The sequence below is a fragment of the Streptomyces aquilus genome (assembly GCF_003955715.1).
GTDB classification, from domain to species: domain Bacteria; phylum Actinomycetota; class Actinomycetes; order Streptomycetales; family Streptomycetaceae; genus Streptomyces; species Streptomyces aquilus.
On sequence record NZ_CP034463.1, the window covers coordinates 5,818,497 to 5,835,880 of the forward strand.

12 protein-coding genes and 1 tRNA gene are annotated in these 17,384 nt (G+C 70.9%); 6 read left to right on the top strand and 7 right to left on the bottom strand.

Annotation, left to right across the window (positions count from 1 at the left end; genetic code table 11):
• The first annotated feature begins 182 nt into the window (after nucleotides 1-182).
• The gene (locus EJC51_RS26720; protein ID WP_126273413.1) at nucleotides 183-2,090 is read left to right on the top strand and encodes a S9 family peptidase; all 1,908 of its coding nucleotides are present in this window, start codon (nucleotides 183-185) and stop codon (nucleotides 2,088-2,090) included.
• Nucleotides 2,091-2,470: 380 nt separating this feature from the next.
• Here EJC51_RS26720 and EJC51_RS26730 read toward each other — a convergent pair whose 3' ends face one another.
• Nucleotides 2,471-4,429 (bottom strand): NAD-binding protein, encoded by a 1,959-nt coding sequence (locus EJC51_RS26730; RefSeq protein ID WP_126273415.1) that lies wholly within the window; start codon nucleotides 4,427-4,429, stop codon nucleotides 2,471-2,473.
• Nucleotides 4,430-4,678: 249 nt separating this feature from the next.
• Between EJC51_RS26730 and EJC51_RS26735 the strand changes: the two genes are divergently transcribed.
• Both EJC51_RS26735 and EJC51_RS26740 read left to right on the top strand, forming a co-directional pair.
• Nucleotides 4,679-5,746 carry a permease gene (locus EJC51_RS26735; protein ID WP_244362863.1) on the top strand — a complete coding sequence of 356 codons (1,068 nt, stop codon included), beginning with the start codon at nucleotides 4,679-4,681 and terminating at the stop codon, nucleotides 5,744-5,746.
• Nucleotides 5,743-6,522 carry a TIGR03943 family putative permease subunit gene (locus EJC51_RS26740; RefSeq protein ID WP_126273416.1) on the top strand — a complete coding sequence of 260 codons (780 nt, stop codon included), beginning with the start codon at nucleotides 5,743-5,745 and terminating at the stop codon, nucleotides 6,520-6,522. The genes EJC51_RS26735 and EJC51_RS26740 overlap by 4 nt, the downstream gene beginning before the upstream one ends.
• On the opposite strand, the gene EJC51_RS26745 is transcribed toward EJC51_RS26740, so the two are convergent.
• The gene (locus EJC51_RS26745) at nucleotides 6,523-7,353 is read right to left on the bottom strand and encodes a helix-turn-helix domain-containing protein (protein WP_126273417.1); all 831 of its coding nucleotides are present in this window, start codon (nucleotides 7,351-7,353) and stop codon (nucleotides 6,523-6,525) included. It lies immediately after the preceding gene.
• A 122-nt stretch (nucleotides 7,354-7,475) separates the two neighbouring features.
• Between EJC51_RS26745 and EJC51_RS26750 the strand changes: the two genes are divergently transcribed.
• The gene (locus EJC51_RS26750) at nucleotides 7,476-8,291 is read left to right on the top strand and encodes an NAD(P)H-dependent oxidoreductase (protein ID WP_126273418.1); all 816 of its coding nucleotides are present in this window, start codon (nucleotides 7,476-7,478) and stop codon (nucleotides 8,289-8,291) included.
• Here the strand turns inward: EJC51_RS26750 and EJC51_RS26755 are convergent.
• The 5 genes from EJC51_RS26755 to EJC51_RS26775 form a co-directional block, all read right to left on the bottom strand.
• Nucleotides 8,281-8,952: an O-methyltransferase gene (locus EJC51_RS26755; RefSeq protein WP_126273419.1), complete on the bottom strand. Its 672-nt coding sequence runs from the start codon at nucleotides 8,950-8,952 to the stop codon at nucleotides 8,281-8,283. The genes EJC51_RS26750 and EJC51_RS26755 overlap by 11 nt on opposite strands.
• Nucleotides 8,953-9,029: 77 nt before the next feature.
• Entirely contained in the window at nucleotides 9,030-9,335 is a 306-nt protein-coding gene (locus EJC51_RS26760) for a zinc-ribbon domain-containing protein (protein WP_126273420.1), read from the bottom strand.
• 143 nt (nucleotides 9,336-9,478) lie between these two features.
• Nucleotides 9,479-9,552, bottom strand: a tRNA-Pro gene (locus EJC51_RS26765).
• Between the two features lie 42 nt (nucleotides 9,553-9,594).
• A complete protein-coding gene (locus EJC51_RS26770; RefSeq protein ID WP_126273421.1) occupies nucleotides 9,595-10,389 on the bottom strand; it encodes a Pr6Pr family membrane protein in 795 nt (264 codons plus the stop codon).
• 257 nt (nucleotides 10,390-10,646) lie between these two features.
• Entirely contained in the window at nucleotides 10,647-11,579 is a 933-nt protein-coding gene (locus EJC51_RS26775; protein WP_126273422.1) for a metallophosphoesterase, read from the bottom strand.
• 100 nt (nucleotides 11,580-11,679) lie between these two features.
• Here EJC51_RS26775 and EJC51_RS26780 point away from each other — a divergent pair, with 100 nt between their 5' ends.
• Both EJC51_RS26780 and EJC51_RS26785 read left to right on the top strand, forming a co-directional pair.
• Complete coding sequence (locus EJC51_RS26780) at nucleotides 11,680-12,147, top strand: GatB/YqeY domain-containing protein (RefSeq protein ID WP_126273423.1); 468 nt, start codon at nucleotides 11,680-11,682, stop codon at nucleotides 12,145-12,147.
• 524 nt (nucleotides 12,148-12,671) lie between these two features.
• Entirely contained in the window at nucleotides 12,672-17,315 is a 4,644-nt protein-coding gene (locus tag EJC51_RS26785) for a golvesin C-terminal-like domain-containing protein (protein ID WP_126273424.1), read from the top strand.
• Nucleotides 17,316-17,384: the final 69 nt, after the last annotated feature.

Here is a 17,384-nt window from a genome sequence, read left to right on the forward strand (position 1 = left end):
CGGTACGGGGCAGCCCGGAAGCGTCGGCCCGCGGGGTCGGTGGGCTCGGTACCGCTCGTTGCGGTGGTCCCGCCCGGCCGGCGGCTCGTACGGCTCCGGCCAGGTTGTCCACAGGCAATGAGTTGTCCACAGCCTGTGCACCCCGGCCGTGAATTGTCTGTGCGGGCGGGCAGTATGGCCCCATGACTGAGAGCAACGGGTCCGCCGCGCCCGGACAGAACGAACAGAGTGACCTTCAGGGTGCCGCGAGCGCACGGCAGGAAGCGATGCCGGAGTGGGAGAAGCGCTTCCGGGCGCCCCGGGTCTCCCTGCCGGACTGGGCGGAGGACGCCCCGGACCGCTCCCTGTTCGTGTCGAACGCGACGGGGACGTACGAGCTGTACGCCTGGGACCGGGCCACCGGCGCCCAGCGCCAGGTCACCGACCGGCCGAACGGCACGACGGACGGCGTGCTGACCCCGGACGGCGCGTGGATCTGGTGGTTCGACGACAAGGACGGCGACGAGTTCGGCGTCTGGCGCCGCCAGCCCTTCGAGGGCGGCCCGGACGAACCGGCCGCCCCCGGCCTCGACGCCTCCTACCCGGCGGGCCTGGCTCTCGGCCGCGACGGCCGCACGGCGGTGGTGGGCCGCTCGACGGACGAGGACGGTACGACGATCTACGTCGTCCGTACGGGGAAGTCCTCGGCGGAGTCCTCGCCGCAGTCCCCCTCGGAACCCCCGGTGGAGATCTACCGGCACCGCGAGTCCGCGGGCGTCGGCGACCTCTCCCACGACGGCACGCTGATCGCCCTGGAACACACCGAGCACGGCGACGCGATGCACTCGGCGCTGCGCGTGGTCCGCCTCGACGGCACGCCGGTCGCCGAACTGGACGACACCAAGGGCGGCACCGAGGAGCTGGGCCTGGAGGTGCTCGGCTTCGCGCCGGTCGACGGGGACAGCCGCCTGCTCATCGGGCACCAGCGCCGGGGGCGCTGGGAGCCGCTGGTGTGGGACGTGGCGTCGGGGGAGGAGACGGACCTGGCCCTCGACCTGCCGGGCGACGTCAGCGCGGAGTGGTACCCGGACGGCACGGGCCTGCTCATCGCCCACAGCTTCGAGGCGCGCAGCGAGTTGTTCCGCTACGACCTGACGACCCGCGACCTGGTGAAGATCCCCACCCCGGCGGGCTCGGTCTCCGGAGCGACGGCCCGCCCCGACGGCAGCGTGGAGTACCTCTGGTCGTCGGCGGCACAGCCCTCGACGGTCCGCTCCACGACCGGCGCGGTGGTCCTCGACCCGCCCGGCATGAAGTCGCCGGGTTCGGTGCCGGTGGAGGACGTGTGGGTGGAGGGCCCCGGCGGCCGCATCCACGCCCTGGTCCAGAAGCCGGCGGGCGCGACCGGCCCGCTGCCCACGGTCTTCGACATCCACGGCGGCCCGACCTGGCACGACAGCGACGCGTTCGCGGCGGGCCCGGCGGCCTGGGTGGACCACGGGTACGCGGTGGTCAGGGTCAACTACCGAGGCTCGACGGGCTACGGCCGAGCCTGGACGGACGCCCTCAAGCACCGCGTCGGCCTGATCGAGCTGGAGGACATCGCGGCGGTCCGGGAATGGGCGGTGACGTCCGGTCTCGCCGACCCCACCCGCCTGATCCTCACCGGCGGCTCGTGGGGCGGCTACCTCACCCTTCTCGGCCTCGGCACCCAGCCCGACGCGTGGACCCTCGGCATCGCGGCGGTCCCGGTCGCCGACTACGTCACGGCGTACCACGACGAGATGGAAGCCCTGAAGGCCATGGACCGCACGCTCCTGGGCGGCACCCCGGAAGAGGTCCCGGAGCGCTTCGAGGCCTCGTCCCCGCTCACCTACGTCGACCAGGTCAAGGCCCCGGTCTACATCTCGGCCGGCGTCAACGACCCCCGCTGCCCGATCCGCCAGATCGACAACTACGTGAAGCGCCTGGAGGCAAGGGGGGCGACCCACGAGGTCTACCGCTACGACGCGGGCCACGGTTCGCTGGTGGTGGACGAGAGGATCAAGCAGGTAAGACTGGAACTGGACTTCGCGGAACGCCACTTGAGCAGCGGCACCGCACCTGCGTAGCCCCACACCGGGGCGCTACCAGCGGCACGGCTACGGGCAGCCGTGCGGCTGGGGCGGCGCCCACCCGGGCGGCGACACCTGCCCCTCTGCCTACCTGGCTGCGGGCAGTCGTGCCGCTGGGGGCGGCGCCCACCCAAGCAACGCCACCCGCATCCCTGCGTAGCTGCGGGCAGTCGTGCCGCTGGGGGCGGCGCCCACCCAGGCAGCATGTGCTGTTGATCTGCCGCGGCTGCGGGTAGCGGCACCAACCTGTCTGCCTACCTAGCTGCGGGCAGTCGTGCCGCTGGGGCGGCACGGGTGGGCGCAGCGGCACCCCGCAAGCGCGGGCGAGCGAGACCCACCCCCGCCCAGCCCCCACGCCGGGTGACCGGCAAGCCGCCTCAGCTCAACGCACCGTCCCGCGCCCGCCGCCCCAGCAACTCCGCCAACCCCCGCCGCGTAGCCGCCAACACCACCCGGTCCGACCCCTTCAGCACATAGTTGTCCGGCAGATCCCACACCAACCCCGAAGGCACAGTCCCCTCCTCATACGCCCCTTCGGCCGCCGGCTCCGCCCCCTCCCCACCCGCAGCCGTGTCCAACGCCAGCACCCGCCACGCCCCCGCCCGAAACGCCTCCCCCACAGTCCGCCCCTCCAACTGCGGATGCCCACCCACCTCCACAGCCGCGAACAACAACACCCGCCGCTCCACCGGAATCGCCCCGAGAATCTGCCGCCCCATCATCGCCCCGGCGAACGCGGGCGCGGCCAGATGAGAAACGCTCCGACTCCGAGTCGACGCCCGAGGATGTGCGGCCCGCAGCGTCCGGTACACCGCCGTCGCGAAGTCGTCGTCGTACAGCCGCAACACCACCCGCAGATCCGGCCGCACGGACCGCGCATACAACGCGGCCTCGAGATTCGTCGTGTCCGAACTGGTCACCGCCAGCAACGCATGCGCCCGATGGATCTTCGCCGCCTCCAGCACCCCTTCCTGCGTCACGTCCCCGAGCACCACCGGCACCCGCAACCGCCGAGCCGTGGCAAGCCCCCGCGCCTCGGCCCCCGACTCGACACACACCACAGGAATGTCCAGCTCCCGCAACCGCGTGAGCACACGCGTACCGATCTTCCCGAGCCCGAGGAGCACCACGTGCCCACCCAGCCCCCGAGGAGGTTTCCGCAGCGCCGACGCGGACCGGAAGGTCCCGAGCGCCTCCAGCACCGCGGCCAGCAGCACCGGCAGCAGCAACAACCCCACGAGCCCGGCGAGGAGTTGCAGGATCTGCCGCCCGATCGGCGCCCCGAGCGCGGGATCGTTGATGGCGAAGAGATCGAGAAGTGTCTCGTACGTGGCGAACAGCGGATGCTCATCCGTCACGACGGACAGCGCGACGGCGAGAGCCCCGACGCACCCGACCAGCCCGGCCAGCGACCACCGCAACCGACGCGAGAACAACGAGGCGAACGGCAGCACGACCCCACCCCGCCCCGAGGGCAACGAGGGGCCCGCGTACGACACTTGCTCCAGCACCAAGGTCCCGCGCCCCACCGCGTCCCGCACGGCCCCCGCGTCCGGCAGCAGCTCAGGCCCTTGCTCCCCGGCGAAACCACCACTGCCACCACCGGTACCACGGCCGCCCCCACCGGCACCGGCACCGACGCCGTCGCTCCCCGCCGTACCGTTACCGGTGGCCGACAGCAGCGCCAACGTGGCCAGCCCCGCCCCACCCGCCTGCCCCGGCGGCCGCTCCACCGCCCGCAGCAACAACCCGTCCGTCTGCACGACCTTGCTGGTCCCGGCGACCGCGGAGGCCACGAGCGCCGGCGCGGCGGTATCGGCGTCGGACAGCACGGTCGTAGAGGCATCGAAACCACCGTCACCACCACCGCCGTCACCGCCGCCCCCGCCCTCGCCGGAGGCCAACGCGGCGGCCTGATCGAGCAGTTCCTCGATGTGCTGCCCCAACCGCCGGTTGTAGAGCCGCAGTACCAGCCGCAGCCGCGGGTTGAGACGACGGGCGGTCAGCGCCGCACGGATGTTGGTCTCGTCGTCGTCGTACACGAGCGCCAGCGCCGCGGCCCGCTCCACCCCCGCGTCGGCGAGCACGGCCTCCGTCGCCTCCGCGGCCTCCACCAGCCGTTCCCCGCCGACGGGTTCACTCCCGCCGGTCCGCCCGGCGGCGGCGTTCACGACCCGGTCGAGCAGCGCCGCCGACGCGGCCCGGGCCCGCCCGACCACGGGCGGCCGTACCGTCCGCTCGGACGCCGGTACGACGAGCGTGACCTGCTCCCCGTACACCCCCCGCAACTCGGCGGCCAGCCGATGGGCGAGCCCGTCGTCCCCGCACACCACCATGTGCGCGGCCGCGTCACCCTGCCGACTCTGCTGACCTTGCTGACCCTGCGGACTCTGATTCGGAAGGCTCGCCACGAGGGAGAAGACTGCCTCACCGAGACAGGTGGTTCCAGAAGTGATCAGGAGTGACCGAAAGGAACCGGAAGGAACCGGCCCGCGCTGAACGCCCGCCTCCCGCCCCCCGTACTGAAGGGGAGGGAAATCCACGTGGACCCCACGCCCTCGCGCACCACCGGAGGTACCTCACCCGTGGCGATCACCGAAGAAGCCCCGCCCGCGGCGGCGGAACCGACGCCACCCCCGAAGTCCGAGCACACGTCACCCGCGAAGACCGACCAGCGGACGCCCAAGGGCGACGACGAGCAGGCCCGCCACCTGAACTCCCCGCTCCTGCTCACGATGCTCCTGCTCCTGACCCTCCTCCTCCAGGGCCCCATCCGCGGCGCGCTGGCCGGCCCGGTGATGCAGAGCTGGATGACGGTCTTCGTGGCGGTGACCGTGCAGGCGCTGCCGTTCCTCGTGCTCGGCGTCCTGCTGTCGGCGGCGATCGCGGTGTTCGTGCCGGCGTCCTTCTTCGCCCGCGCCCTGCCGAAGAACCCGGCGCTGGCGGTGCCGGTCGCGGGCGTGGCGGGGGCGGTGCTGCCGGGCTGCGAGTGCGCGTCGGTGCCGGTGGCGGGCGCGCTGGTCCGACGGGGCGTCACCCCGGCCGCGGCCCTCGCCTTCCTCCTCTCCGCCCCGGCGATCAACCCGGTGGTGCTGACGGCGACGGCCGTCGCCTTCCCGCGCAACCCGGAGATGGTGCTCGGCCGCCTGGTCGCGGGCCTCCTGGTGGCGTGCGCGATGGGCTGGCTGTGGCTGCGCCTCGGCCGCGCGGACTGGCTGCGCCCCCCGGCCCGTGCCTCGTACGAGGGCCGGGGCAGGGGAGCGGCGTTCTGGGGTTCGGTGCGGCACGACGTGATGCACGCCGGCGGCTTCCTGGTCGTCGGCGCGATGGCGGCGGCGACGCTGAAGGCGGTCGTACCGCAGGAGTGGCTGCGGGCGGCGGCCGGCAACCCGGTGGTGTCCGTGCTCGCCCTCGCCGTCCTCGCCGTACTGCTGTCGATCTGCTCGGAGGCCGACGCGTTCGTGGCGGCGTCGCTGTCGCAGTTCTCCCTCACGGCCCGGCTGGCGTTCCTGACGGTCGGCCCGATGATCGACCTGAAGCTGTTCGCGATGCAGGCGGGCACCTTCGGCCGCGGCTTCGCGCTCCGCTTCGCGCCGGCCACCTTCACCCTCGCCGTCCTGGTGGCGGTGCTGACGGGGGCGGTGCTGCTGTGAACCGGCACGCCCAGTCGGCGGTCATGTTCCTGCTCGGCGCGACCCTGCTGCACGCGGGCTCCACCGACCTGTACCTGCGCTACGTCAAGGCAGGCCTACGCCCCCTGCTCCTGCTGTCCGGCGCGGTCCTGATCGCGGCGGCGCTGGCAACCCTGTGGTACGAACGCCGAAGCACCCACCACACCGACCACGCGAATCACCCCGCCCACGCCGACCAAGACGACCATGCCACCCCCGCCGGCCACGACGACCACGACGACCACAACCACCGTGAACCCCGCGTCTCCTGGCTCCTGGTCCTCCCCCTCCTCGCCCTCGTCCTGGTCGCCCCGCCCGCCCTCGGCTCCTACAGCGCGATGCGCTCCGGTACGGCACTCCAGCAGGCGTACGGCTACGAGGACCTCCCCGCCACCGGTCCGCTGCGCCTCGGGGTGGCCGACTACGCGGGCCGCGCGGTCTACGACCACGGCCGTGAGCTGAGCGGCCGCGAGATCAAGGTCACCGGTTTCGTCGCCCTGGACGCGTCCGGCCGTCCCTACCTCGTCCGCATGGCCCTCAACTGCTGTGCCGCGGACGCCCAGCCGGTGAAGATCGCCCTGACCGGCAAGATCCCGCCGGTGCTGAGACCGGACGCCTGGCTGGAGGCCACCGGCACCTACACGCCCGAGCGCACCAAGGACCCGGTCAACAACGGCCCGATCCCGTATCTGAAGGTGACGTCGGCCCGCCCGGTGGCGACGCCCGCGGACCCGTACGACGAGACGTGGAACAACTGACTAGGCCAGTAGTTCTTGCAGCGCGGCGGCCTCGGGACTGCCCTCCGCCGCACTGAACACATGCAGGACCAGCCCGGACTCCCCGGGCCCGGCCGGCACGTGCAGCGTCTCGAAGTCCAGTTCCAGCAGTCCTACGACGGGATGCCGCAGCCGCTTGCGTCCGGCCGCGCACATGGTGACCTCACCGGAGTCCCAGATCCGCCGGAACTCCGGACTGCGGTCGGCGAGTTCGGCGATGAGCCCGGTCAGTTCGGGGTCGTCGGGATGCCGTCCGGCGGCGACCCGCAACTGCCCGACCGCCTCCGCGGCCCGGTCCTCCCAGTCGGGATGGAGGTCCCGCGCGGCAGGGTCCAGAAGCACGAACCGGGCGTTGTTGAGGTCGCGCCGCCCCGGCACGTCCAGACCACCCATCAGCACGGCACCCAGCCGGTTCCAGGCGACGACGTCGAGCCGGTGGTTGGTGACGAAGACGGGCAGCCCGTCCATCGCGTCCAGCGCCCGCCGCAGCCCCGGCCCGATCCGCTGCCGCGGCACGGGGTCGGGCCGCCCGGCGGCCAGGGTGTCCAGGTGCCGCCGCTCCGCCGCGTCGAGACCGAGCGCACGGGACAGGGCGTCGAGCACCTCGGCGGACGGGGCGGTGGCCCGCCCCTGTTCCAGGCGGACGTAGTAGTCCACGCTGATCCCGGCGAGCTGGGCCAGCTCCTCCCGCCGCAGCCCGCGCACCCGCCGCCGCCCGCCCCCGGCCACGCCGACCCGCTCCGGGGCGACCCGCCCACGCCGGGCCCGCAGAAACCCACCGAGGGCGCGCCGGCTGTCGTAGATCCCGTCCATGTGTCCCAGTATCGACGTGTCCCGGTATCGGCGTGTCCTGGTCCTCGCAATACCAGGATTCGCGTTCCACCGGTCGAGGAGGGTTCTGGCTACGGCGCCGCCCGCCGGGAGACCGTGACGGCATGAAGAAGAAGATCCTGGTCGTCAGCGCCCACCCCGAACCCCGGTCCTTGAACGCGGCGTTGGCCAAGTTCGCCGTCGACCACCTGAGCGCGGCGGGCCGCGAGGTACAACTCTCCGACCTGTACGCGATGAAGTGGAACCCGACGGTCGACACGGACGACTACCCGGACCACGGCTCGGCAGGAGGGGCCGCCCGCCGCCTCCACGTGATGCGCGACTCGGAGGAGGCCACACTGGCCGGCCGCCTGGCCCCGGACATCGCCGCGGAACAGGAGAAGATCCGCTGGTCGGACGCGGTCGTCTTCCAGTTCCCGATGTGGTGGTTCTCGGCCCCCGCGATCCTGAAGGGCTGGATCGACCGCGTCTTCACGAGCGGTTTCGCGTACGGCCCGAAGGTCCCGCCGCCGTACGACGACACCGCCGGCGCGCTGGCCGGCCGCCGGGCCCTGCTCTCGGTGACGCTCGGCGCGAGGGAGACGGCGTTCTCCGACCGGGGCATCCACGGCCGCCTCACCGACGTCCTCCACCCGCTCCAGCACGGCCTGTTCTGGTTCACCGGCATGACCCCGCTGGAACCCTTCGCGGTCTACGACACGGACCGCATGCCCGCCGACCGCTACGCCCCCGCCCTCGAGGCGTACGCCCGCCGCCTGGACGCCCTGTTCACCGACCCGCCGGTCCCGTACCGCACCCTCACGGGCGGCGACTACGACCACGACATGCGGCTGCTGCCGGGCAGGGAGAGGGAGGGCACAACAGGCTTGGACCTGCACACGTACCCCGACCCCGCCCCGCACTCGGGCGTCAGCCGGTGACGAGGGCGAGTGTGAAGCCGTCGTACCCCTTGGAGCCGACGGTCTGCACGGTCGTGGCCGTCAACCGGGGCTCCGCGGCGATGAGTTCGGTGAACCGCCGGACACCCTGGACGCGCGGGTCGTCGCTGTCGGGGTCGGTGACGGCACCGTCCCGGACCACGTTGTCACCGACGATGACACTGCCGGGCCGGGTGAGCCGCAGCGCCCACCGCAGATAGTCGGGGTTGGAGGGCTTGTCGGCGTCGATGAAGACGAGGTCGAAGGGCCCGGCACCCTCCTCCACCAGTAGCGGCAGCGTGTCCAGCGCCTTGCCGAGCCGCAGGTCGACGACGTCCGCGAGCCCGGCCCGCGCCACATTGGCCCGAGCCACCTCGGCACACCGCGCGTCAGCCTCCAGGGTCACCAGCCGCCCCCCTTCGGGCAGGGCACGCCCCAGCCAGATGGTGCTGTATCCACCCAGGGTGCCGATCTCCAGAACGGAACGCGCCCCTCGGGCCCTGGCGATCAGGTTCAGCAACTTCCCCTGGTTGGCGGCGACTTGATGCCCGGGCAACCCGGCTGCCGCACTGTCCCGCAAGGCGTCGAGGAGCGCGGAGTCCTCCTCCACGAGCAGCCCGTTGAAGTAGTCGTCGACGGCGGTCCAGGTGAGCTGCTGCGACACGGTGTCGCCTCTCTCTCGATCGACTAAGTTCCTTAAGGGAACTTACCCAAACGCGAGGCCCCGCACCACCGAATTGCTCAGGACTGATACGGCTGCTGAGCCGGCCCGTACCCCTGCCCCTGCCCCTGCCCGTACGGGCCGGCAGCACCCGCCCCCTGCGCCTGAAGCTGCTCGGCCTGTTCCTTCCCGATCTTCACCTCCGTGCCACAGAAGGTGCACTGCGTCGCGTACTTGGTCGAGATCGGGAACAACGGCACGAAGAACAGCGTGAACTTGGTGACGCGCTTCCGGAGGGTGTGCGCAGCGGGATTGCCACAGCCACCGCAGACCAGCGTGAGTATGGCGAGCTGGTAGAGGTATCCCTTGGTGCCGAAGATGATCATTGGATGGACGTCCTTAACGGCGGATGGATGCGATTCCTGCGGCCCAAGGCTACGGCGGCCTGTGCGCCGGTCGCCGTCGCTCACGCAGAAACAGGCGAGGCGCCTACCGAAACCGGTAGGCGCCTCACCTGCTGTTTTAGCTGTCGGGGTGGCGGGATTTGAACCCACGACCTCTTCGTCCCGAACGAAGCGCGCTGCCAAGCTGCGCTACACCCCGATGTCGCTGCTGTTCCTGCTTGTCGCGGCGACGTCGTTTACTTTAGCCCACTGGTGGCTGGAGACGAAATCCGGTTTTCGCGCGGTGGTGGGCGCGGTGGCGGAGGGGGTTCGGGCGGATGTGGTCGAGGGCCACGAGGAGGACGGCGAGGGCGTAGAAGGAGAGGCCCAGGAGGAGGGCGTTGCCCAGGACCGTCTTGTAGCCGTGCAGGTCGACGTCCAGGAACGGGTAGAGGTAGCGGGCCGGCGTGCCGGGGACCAGCAGTTCGCCCCGGGTGAAGGAGAAGGCCAGGTAGGCCAGGGGGAACAGAAGCCAGGTCGCCGCATGGCGTAGGCGCATGCGGCCCGGGGCCGTCAGTAGCAGCCAGTCCAGCGTCGCCGCGATCGGCAGGGCCGTGTGCAGGGCCACGTTCGTGATCTTCGCCCAGCCCGACGGCTCGGCCGCGTCCGTCATCGAGAACGGTGTCGTCGTGTCCGCCAGCAGCAGGTGGTACACCAGGCCCGTGAGCAGGACGTAGAGGAGTGTCGCGCCCGTCAGCGCGGCCGGCAGCGGGCGGCGTGCGGTCCAGGCCCTGCGGGCCGACGCCGTGGAGACCAGCGCCAGCAGAATCGCGCTCTGGATCGTGAAGTAGCTCAGGACGCGCGTCGGGCTGCCCAGGAGCAGGTCGATCGTCACCGCCGCGGTGGCCGCGAGAGCGACCAGCAGGCGATACGTAGCGGTCAGCGGGCGGCGTACGGGGGCCACCACCGCCGCGGCGGGGACGGGGGAGGGCAGCAGCGCGGGTACACCGGGGACCGCGGGGAGGTCCGGGATGTCCCTGGGTATCGGGGCGGTCATGCCCTCACGCTAAGCAGGGCCGACAAAAGGGGCGATACGGGCGGGCCGTGCGGGTTAACCACCCGCTCAGCCCCGGTCAGGAGCAGTCCCGCTCGCACTCGCCCGCCAGCCGACCTGGCCTGCGGCAGATTCTCACCCTCGCCGGCCAGCCCGTCTCAGCCTGCGGCAGGCCCTCACCCGCACCCTCGCCCGCCACCCCGCCGCAGTCAGCGACAGGCCGCGCCCCCACGCCCCCGCGCTCAACCCGCCAGCCGGCGTCAGCCCTGCTCCCGTCCCACCAGCGTCAGCAACGTAGCCTCCGGCGGACACGCGAACCGCACCGGTGTGTACCGATTCGTGCCGCAGCCCGCCGAGACGTGGAGGTACGACGTCCTGCCCTCCGCCGTGTGCGTCGACAGGCCCTTCACCCGGTCCGTGTCGAGGTCACAGTTGGTGACCAGGGCGCCGTAGAAGGGGATGCACAGCTGGCCGCCGTGCGTGTGGCCCGCCAGGATCAGGGGGTAGGCGTCGGCCGCGTACGCGTCAAGGACGCGCAGGTACGGCGCGTGCACCACGCCCATCGAGAAGTCCACCGCGGACGACGGACCGCCCGCCACCTCCGCGTACCGGTCCCTCTTGATGTGCGGGTCGTCCAGTCCCGTCAGCTCGACCGACACACCCTCGACCTTCAGCGTGCCGCGCGTGTTCGTCAGGTTGAGCCAGCCCGCCGCGTCGAAGCCGTCCCGCAGGTCCTCCCACGGGTTGTGGACCACGCCGACAGCGGGCGGGTTGCCGTTCAGGCCGTGCCGACCGCTGGCCTTCTCCAGGAGGTAGCGGGCGGGGTTGCGGGGGCGCGGGCCGTAGTAGTCGTTGGAGCCGAAGACGTACGCCCCCGGGAACTCCATGAGCGGGCCCAGCGCGTCCAGCACCTCCGGCACACCCTCCGGGTCCGACAGGTTGTCGCCCGTGTTGATCACGAAGTCCGGGCGCAGCCCCGCCAGCGATCGCAGCCAGCGCTGCTTCTTGCGCTGGCCGCCGACCATGTGGATGTCGGAGACCTGGAGCACCCGCAGGGGCCGCATGCCGGCGGGGAGGACGGGGACCGTCACCCGTCGCAGGCGGAAGGAACGGGCCTCGAATCCCGCCGAGTAGAGCAAGCCGGCGGCGCCAACCGCCGCCATTCCCAAGGGAACTCCGTATCGCGCGCGCATGCCTCCATCGTGTCAGACCGTGGGCGTCCCCTTGACCAGCCGCCCGTGTTCCCGTAAATGCACGGGCGTCCCGCGTCGTACACCTGCGAGAATCGGACCCATGACCACCACGCTCAAGTCGAAGCTGCACGAAGACCTCAACGCCGCGATCAAGGAGCGCGACGAGCTCCGCTCCTCGACGCTCCGGCTGACGCTCGCCGCGATCACCAAGGAAGAGGTCGCGGGCAAGGAGAAGCGCGAGCTCTCCGACGACGAGGTCCTCAAGGTGATCGCCAAGGAGGCGAAGAAGCGCCGCGAGGCCGCGGACGCCTTCGCGCAGGGTGGTCGCGCCGAGAGCGCCGAGCGGGAGAAGGCGGAGGGCGAGGTCCTCGCCGAGTACCTGCCCAAGCAGCTGTCCGACGAGGAGCTGAACGACATCGTCGTCCAGGCCGTCGAGGAGGCGAAGGCGGCGGGCGCCGAGGGGCCGCGGGCCATGGGCGCGGTCATGAAGATCGTGAACCCGAAGGTCGCGGGTCTCGCGGAGGGCGGCCGCGTCGCCGCCACGGTGAAGAAGCTGCTGGCCGGCTGAGAAACCACCTGCACTGGCCGGCTGAGAAACCACCTGCACTGGCCGGCTGAGAAACCACCTGCACTGCTCGGCTGAGAAACCACCTGCACTGCTCGGCTGAGGATGTGCTCGCAGGCTGAGACGCTGCTGCTCGCGGGCTGAGAACAACCGGGAGCACTGGAGAACAACCAAGAACACCCGAAAGCCCCGCCCTCCCCCTCCCCAGGAGAGGAGAGCGGGGCTTTCCACGTTTCCCCCGCCCTCCTCCCCGGGCCTGGCGTAATGACGTCAATTCCCCTGCGTCCATTGAGACGCCCGCTCCGCCTCTGATCGAATAACGCATCAACAAGGCCCGTATCAGCGGGATTTCGCACCACAAACGCCAAGGCCGTACCCCCGCCGCCGCTCACGCCGTACGCCACCGCCCACACCCCTCTCCGCATACGCACCCTCCCCCCAACTTCCGGCCCCACCCCGCACGTTCGCGGGCCGGACGATCCGTGCTGCCCAGGCACGCGTATCAGGAAGCAGGAAAGGACGAGTGGTTGAGCCCCAGACAAGGACTCAGACGAGCAAGAGCGCCGCTGGCCCTCATGGCGGCGGGCGGGATCCTGGCCGGGCTGCTCCAGGTCACGGCGTCGGCCGAGGAGAACCCCGCACTCGGCACCGCAGCCGGCACCGCAGTCGGCGCCGCAGGCGACTCCCCAGCCGGCGCCACGACCGGTTCACCGACCGAGCCCGGCCCGGACTCCGTGCCCCCGGGCGACCGTGCCGAAGTGCTCGGTGACGACTACAAGTCGTCCGCGGACATCGCCTGGACCACGACCGGTGACGCGCAGGGCTTCCATCTGCTGACCGCGACGGAGAAGAGCGGTTACGCGTGGAAGACGCTGGCGTCGCTGGCCGAGCCGGGCTTCGACGCGGACCAGTGGATCGGCAATGTGTGTGTCACCGGGTCGGGGAAGCGCGCGGTGGTCGTGTACGCGCCGCGCACGTTCACCAACGACCCGAAGCTGATGGCGCGCGGCGGTTTCACGGCCGTGGTCGACCTGGTCACCGGTGTGGTGACGAAGCTGAAGGTCAATGCCTCGCTGTCGTACTACAACCCGGGGTGCGGCACCGGCGAGACCGCGGTGCTGACGCAGTCGCCGGGGGAGGACAAGAAGCAGACCCGGCTGATCCGGGTCGACGCGGCAACGGGCGGGACGGACAAGCCCGTTGTGGTGGACGGACAGATCACCTCGTCCGTGCCGGGTGGCGACGGGAAGATCGCCGCCGCGTCCGGGCGGGCCCTGGTCGAGATCGACGGCAAGGGGCGTAAGAAGAAGCTCGCCACCACGGGCACCGTGCCGTACCGCGTCAGCCGGGACGGCGACGGCGGTTATGTGTTCCTGGAGCGGGTGCAGCGCGACAGTCTCAAGGAGAACGAGACCGCCCTGGTACGGCGTTGGGCCGACAACAGGGTCACGCGGCTCGGCGCGGGGCCGCTCGGTGACACCGGGCTGGCCCGGCGCGGTGGCCAGGTCTATCTCACCGGCGGGGTGAAGGCGGCGAAGAGTCTGCCGCGGACCGTCACCCGGCTGGCCGGGGCCGACAAGGACGCGACCCTCTCCACCAAGGGCGCTGCGATCGTCCAGCACACCGAGTGGGCGGACGGCAAGGGCTCGCCGAAGTACCTCCAGCCCGACTCGGCGCTCGACGCCCGGCCGGTGAACGTCACGGCGACGGTCCGGGACAGCGGTGAGCGGGCCGAGTTCGTGGTGACGCCGCTGAAGTCCAGGTCGGCGCAGTGGGAGACCTCGCGCACGCCGTCGCCGCTGCTGGGCAGGGCCGCCAAGGGGACCGCCGATGAAAGCGGGATGCGCGCGAACTCCACTGCCACACAACCCCTTTCCGCCGATGAAAGCGGGATGCGCGCGAACTCCACTGCCACACAACCCCTTTCCGCCGATGAAAGCGGGATGCGCGCGAACTCCCGCGCCACACAACCCCTTTCCGCTGACGAAGACGGGATGCGCACCAACTCCCTCGCCACACAACCCCTCTCCGCCGACGACCCCGGCGACGTCACCGGCACCCGTACCGAGGTCGTCGAATCGGAGCGCACCTGTTCCGTGCCCCGCAACGACCCGCACAACCAGGCGATGCAGCCCAAGCCCCGCCAGGTGGAGTGGGCCGTCGACAAGGCCGTCACCGGGAAGCTGAACCTCGGCGCCTCCCGTCCGGCGAACTGGAAGAACCTCGGGATGCCGGCGTACGCGCCGCAGACCCTCTTCCAGAACCCGATCCTGGAGGGCGGCGGCCGGGTGCCCGCGCAGGTGCTGCTCGGCATCACCACGCAGGAGTCGAACATGTGGCAGGCCGCCCGTTCGGCGGTGCCCGGTGTCACGGGCAGCCCGCTGATCGGGAACTTCTACGGCATCGACTACTACGACGGCAACACCGACAACGACTGGGACGTCGACTGGTCCGAGGCCGACTGCGGCTACGGCGTCACCCAGGTCACCGACCACATGCGCCTCGCCGGCCGGGAACACGGCAAGGGCGGCACCGCCTGGGACTACGACAAGCAGCGCGCCGTGGCCCTCGATTACGCCGCGAACATAGCCGCCGGCCTGCAGATCCTGGTCGACAAGTGGAACCAGACGCGTAAGGCCGGACTCGTCGTCCACAACGGTGACCCGACCAAGCTGGAGAACTGGTTCTTCGCGCTGTGGGCGTACAACTCCGGCTTCTACGAGAACGTCAACGGCAACGAGCCCTGGGGCGTGGGCTGGGCCAACAACCCCGCCAACCCCGAATGGGACGCCGGCCGGATGCCGTTCATGGAGGACCGGCTCGGCAACGAGGACGCCTCGGCCGCCGCCCGCCCGCAGAACTGGCCGTACCCGGAGAAGGTGCTGGGCTTCGCCGCCCACCCGCCGTCCTTCATCGAGTCACCGGGCACGATGGTGGCCGCGTTCCGCGCCGCCTGGTGGAACGGCACCGGCGAGGACGCCACCGTCCAGGGCTCGGCCAAGTACAACCGTGCCAAGGTCAAGCCGCCGGAGGACCTGTTCTGCGGCCCGTACAATTGGTGCGAGCCGTCGAAGATCGGCGACGGCGCGGCGAACGAGCCGGGCGCGGGGCCCTGCACCCGTGACGACTTCAAGTGCTGGTACCACCAGTCCGTGAGCTGGAAGACCGACTGCTCGTACTCGTGCGGCAACGAGCTCTTCCGCTTCACCTCGCCCGACTACGATGCCGAGCAGGCGGACGGCACCGCCTACCCGCCCAAGTGCAGCCGCTCCGGGCTGCCTTCGGACGCGATGATCATCGACGACCTGCCCGGCGGTACCCCGTCGGTCCGGCCCGGTTGCGCCAACAGCGACTGGACGAACCAGGGCAGCTTCTCGCTCGACTTCGGTGACGGCGAGGCGGGGCTCGCCCATGACGGGCAGACCATCTCCGCCGTCTGGCCGGCCAAGGTCGACCTGCACCAGCTCGGCGCCGGCTTCGGCGGGCACTTCTACTTCGGCCACGACCGCTCGCAGGGCGCCAAGGGCGAACGGCTGAAGATCACCGGCACCTGGACGCTGGGCCAGGCGGTCAACGGGCCCGCGAAGATCTGGGTGCACCTGCCCGACCACGGGGCGCAGGTCAAGTACGCCGTGTACAAGATCCACACGGCGAAGGGGGTCAAGACCCGGGGCATCAACCAGAACGGCAGCTCCAACCGCTGGGTGGCCCTCGGCGCGTTCATGTTCAACGACAAGCCCAAGGTCACGCTGTCGACCATCACGCAGGACGGCACCGGGGACAAGGACCTCGCGTACGACGCCGTGGCCGTGCAGCCGATCAGCGGGCGGTACGTGGAGCGGACCCTGACCGCGGCGGCGATCTTCGACTCCAACCAGAACCTCAACGGGAACCTGCCGGAGGAGTTCTACACGCCGCTGCGCAGCATGAAGACCCTGTACGACTGGGGCATGGGCCTGGCCTACCAGGGGCCGCGCTGGGACAACCCCGGGGCGGACACGGTCGGCATCACCGGCGCCGCGCGCTGCCCCACGGTCGTGCCGGTGGGCGAGTGCAGCGGGCAGCGGACCTATGACGCCGCGGAGAAGTGGTACAAGGACATCAAGGCGGGCGGCTGGACGCCGAGAGCCGACGGAACGGCGCCCTCCATGTCCATCCCGGTGTGGATGGCCATGTCCAACGAACGGCCGGACGCGTCACTGCCAGCGAGCGTGGCCCTCAAGGGCGACAACAGCTACAAGATCAAGAGTGATGTCGAGGTCAGCTTCATCGTCGACGACTCCACCGGGAAGATCGTCTCGGGGAGCGAGTCGGGCGACTACCAGGTCCGGATCGGCAACGCGCATCTGCCGCACTTCGTGACCGACATCATCCAGGCCATCGAGTCGGACTACGGCATCACCAAGCCCGACATCGACTACGTCACGCAGGACGCCCTCGAGTACGGCAAGGACATCACCGCCCATCCGTACACCGACGGCGACACCCCGGGGCAGGTGTTCTTCCCGCACTTCCGGGGAGCGCGGCTGAACTCGGACAACACCTGCGTGGACTTCCGGGCGGTCGGCGGCGGTGTGCACGGCTACCGGCCGATGATCGCCCACAAGTACATCAACGACAACGTCAAGGCGTGGGTGGACAAGGTGAAGGCCCATCCCGAGACCAACATCATGATCCGGAACTTCGCCGGTGACATCTACTCGATGTTCTTCAAGAACAGCGGGGACAACAACATCTTCGGCAGCCAGATCGGCAATGCCCCGCCGATCTGGCAGGACATCGCGGCGGCGTTCTGCGCGGACGGCAGCGTCAAGCCGACCCACCTCGTGGAGAACCGGGACGCGACGCCGGCCAACGGCATCGTCTGGCAGAGCTACATGCCCGACCTGTACCTGTATGTCGACGACCGGATGACCGACAACCTCGGCCGGCCGTCCAACACGCGGATCCGGTTGGGAGACTGGGGGAACTTCTCCAACGTTCCCGGCGTCAACAGCATCGGCGGCAACGCCTACGGGAAGTGCGACGCGACCGACCGCGGCAGCGGCGGCAACCCGTGGGCCATCGACGCGCCCGTGCCGATCGTCGGTGACGGACCCGGGGCCCGTCCGGCCGGTGTCGTGCACTGCGACGCCGCGACCACGGGATTCCTCGACAACTACACGCCGTAGGGCGTAGGACCGGATGCGCCCGGGGCCGCTCTGGCGGCGGTCCCGGGCGCACTGGCGGAAAGGAGCGGA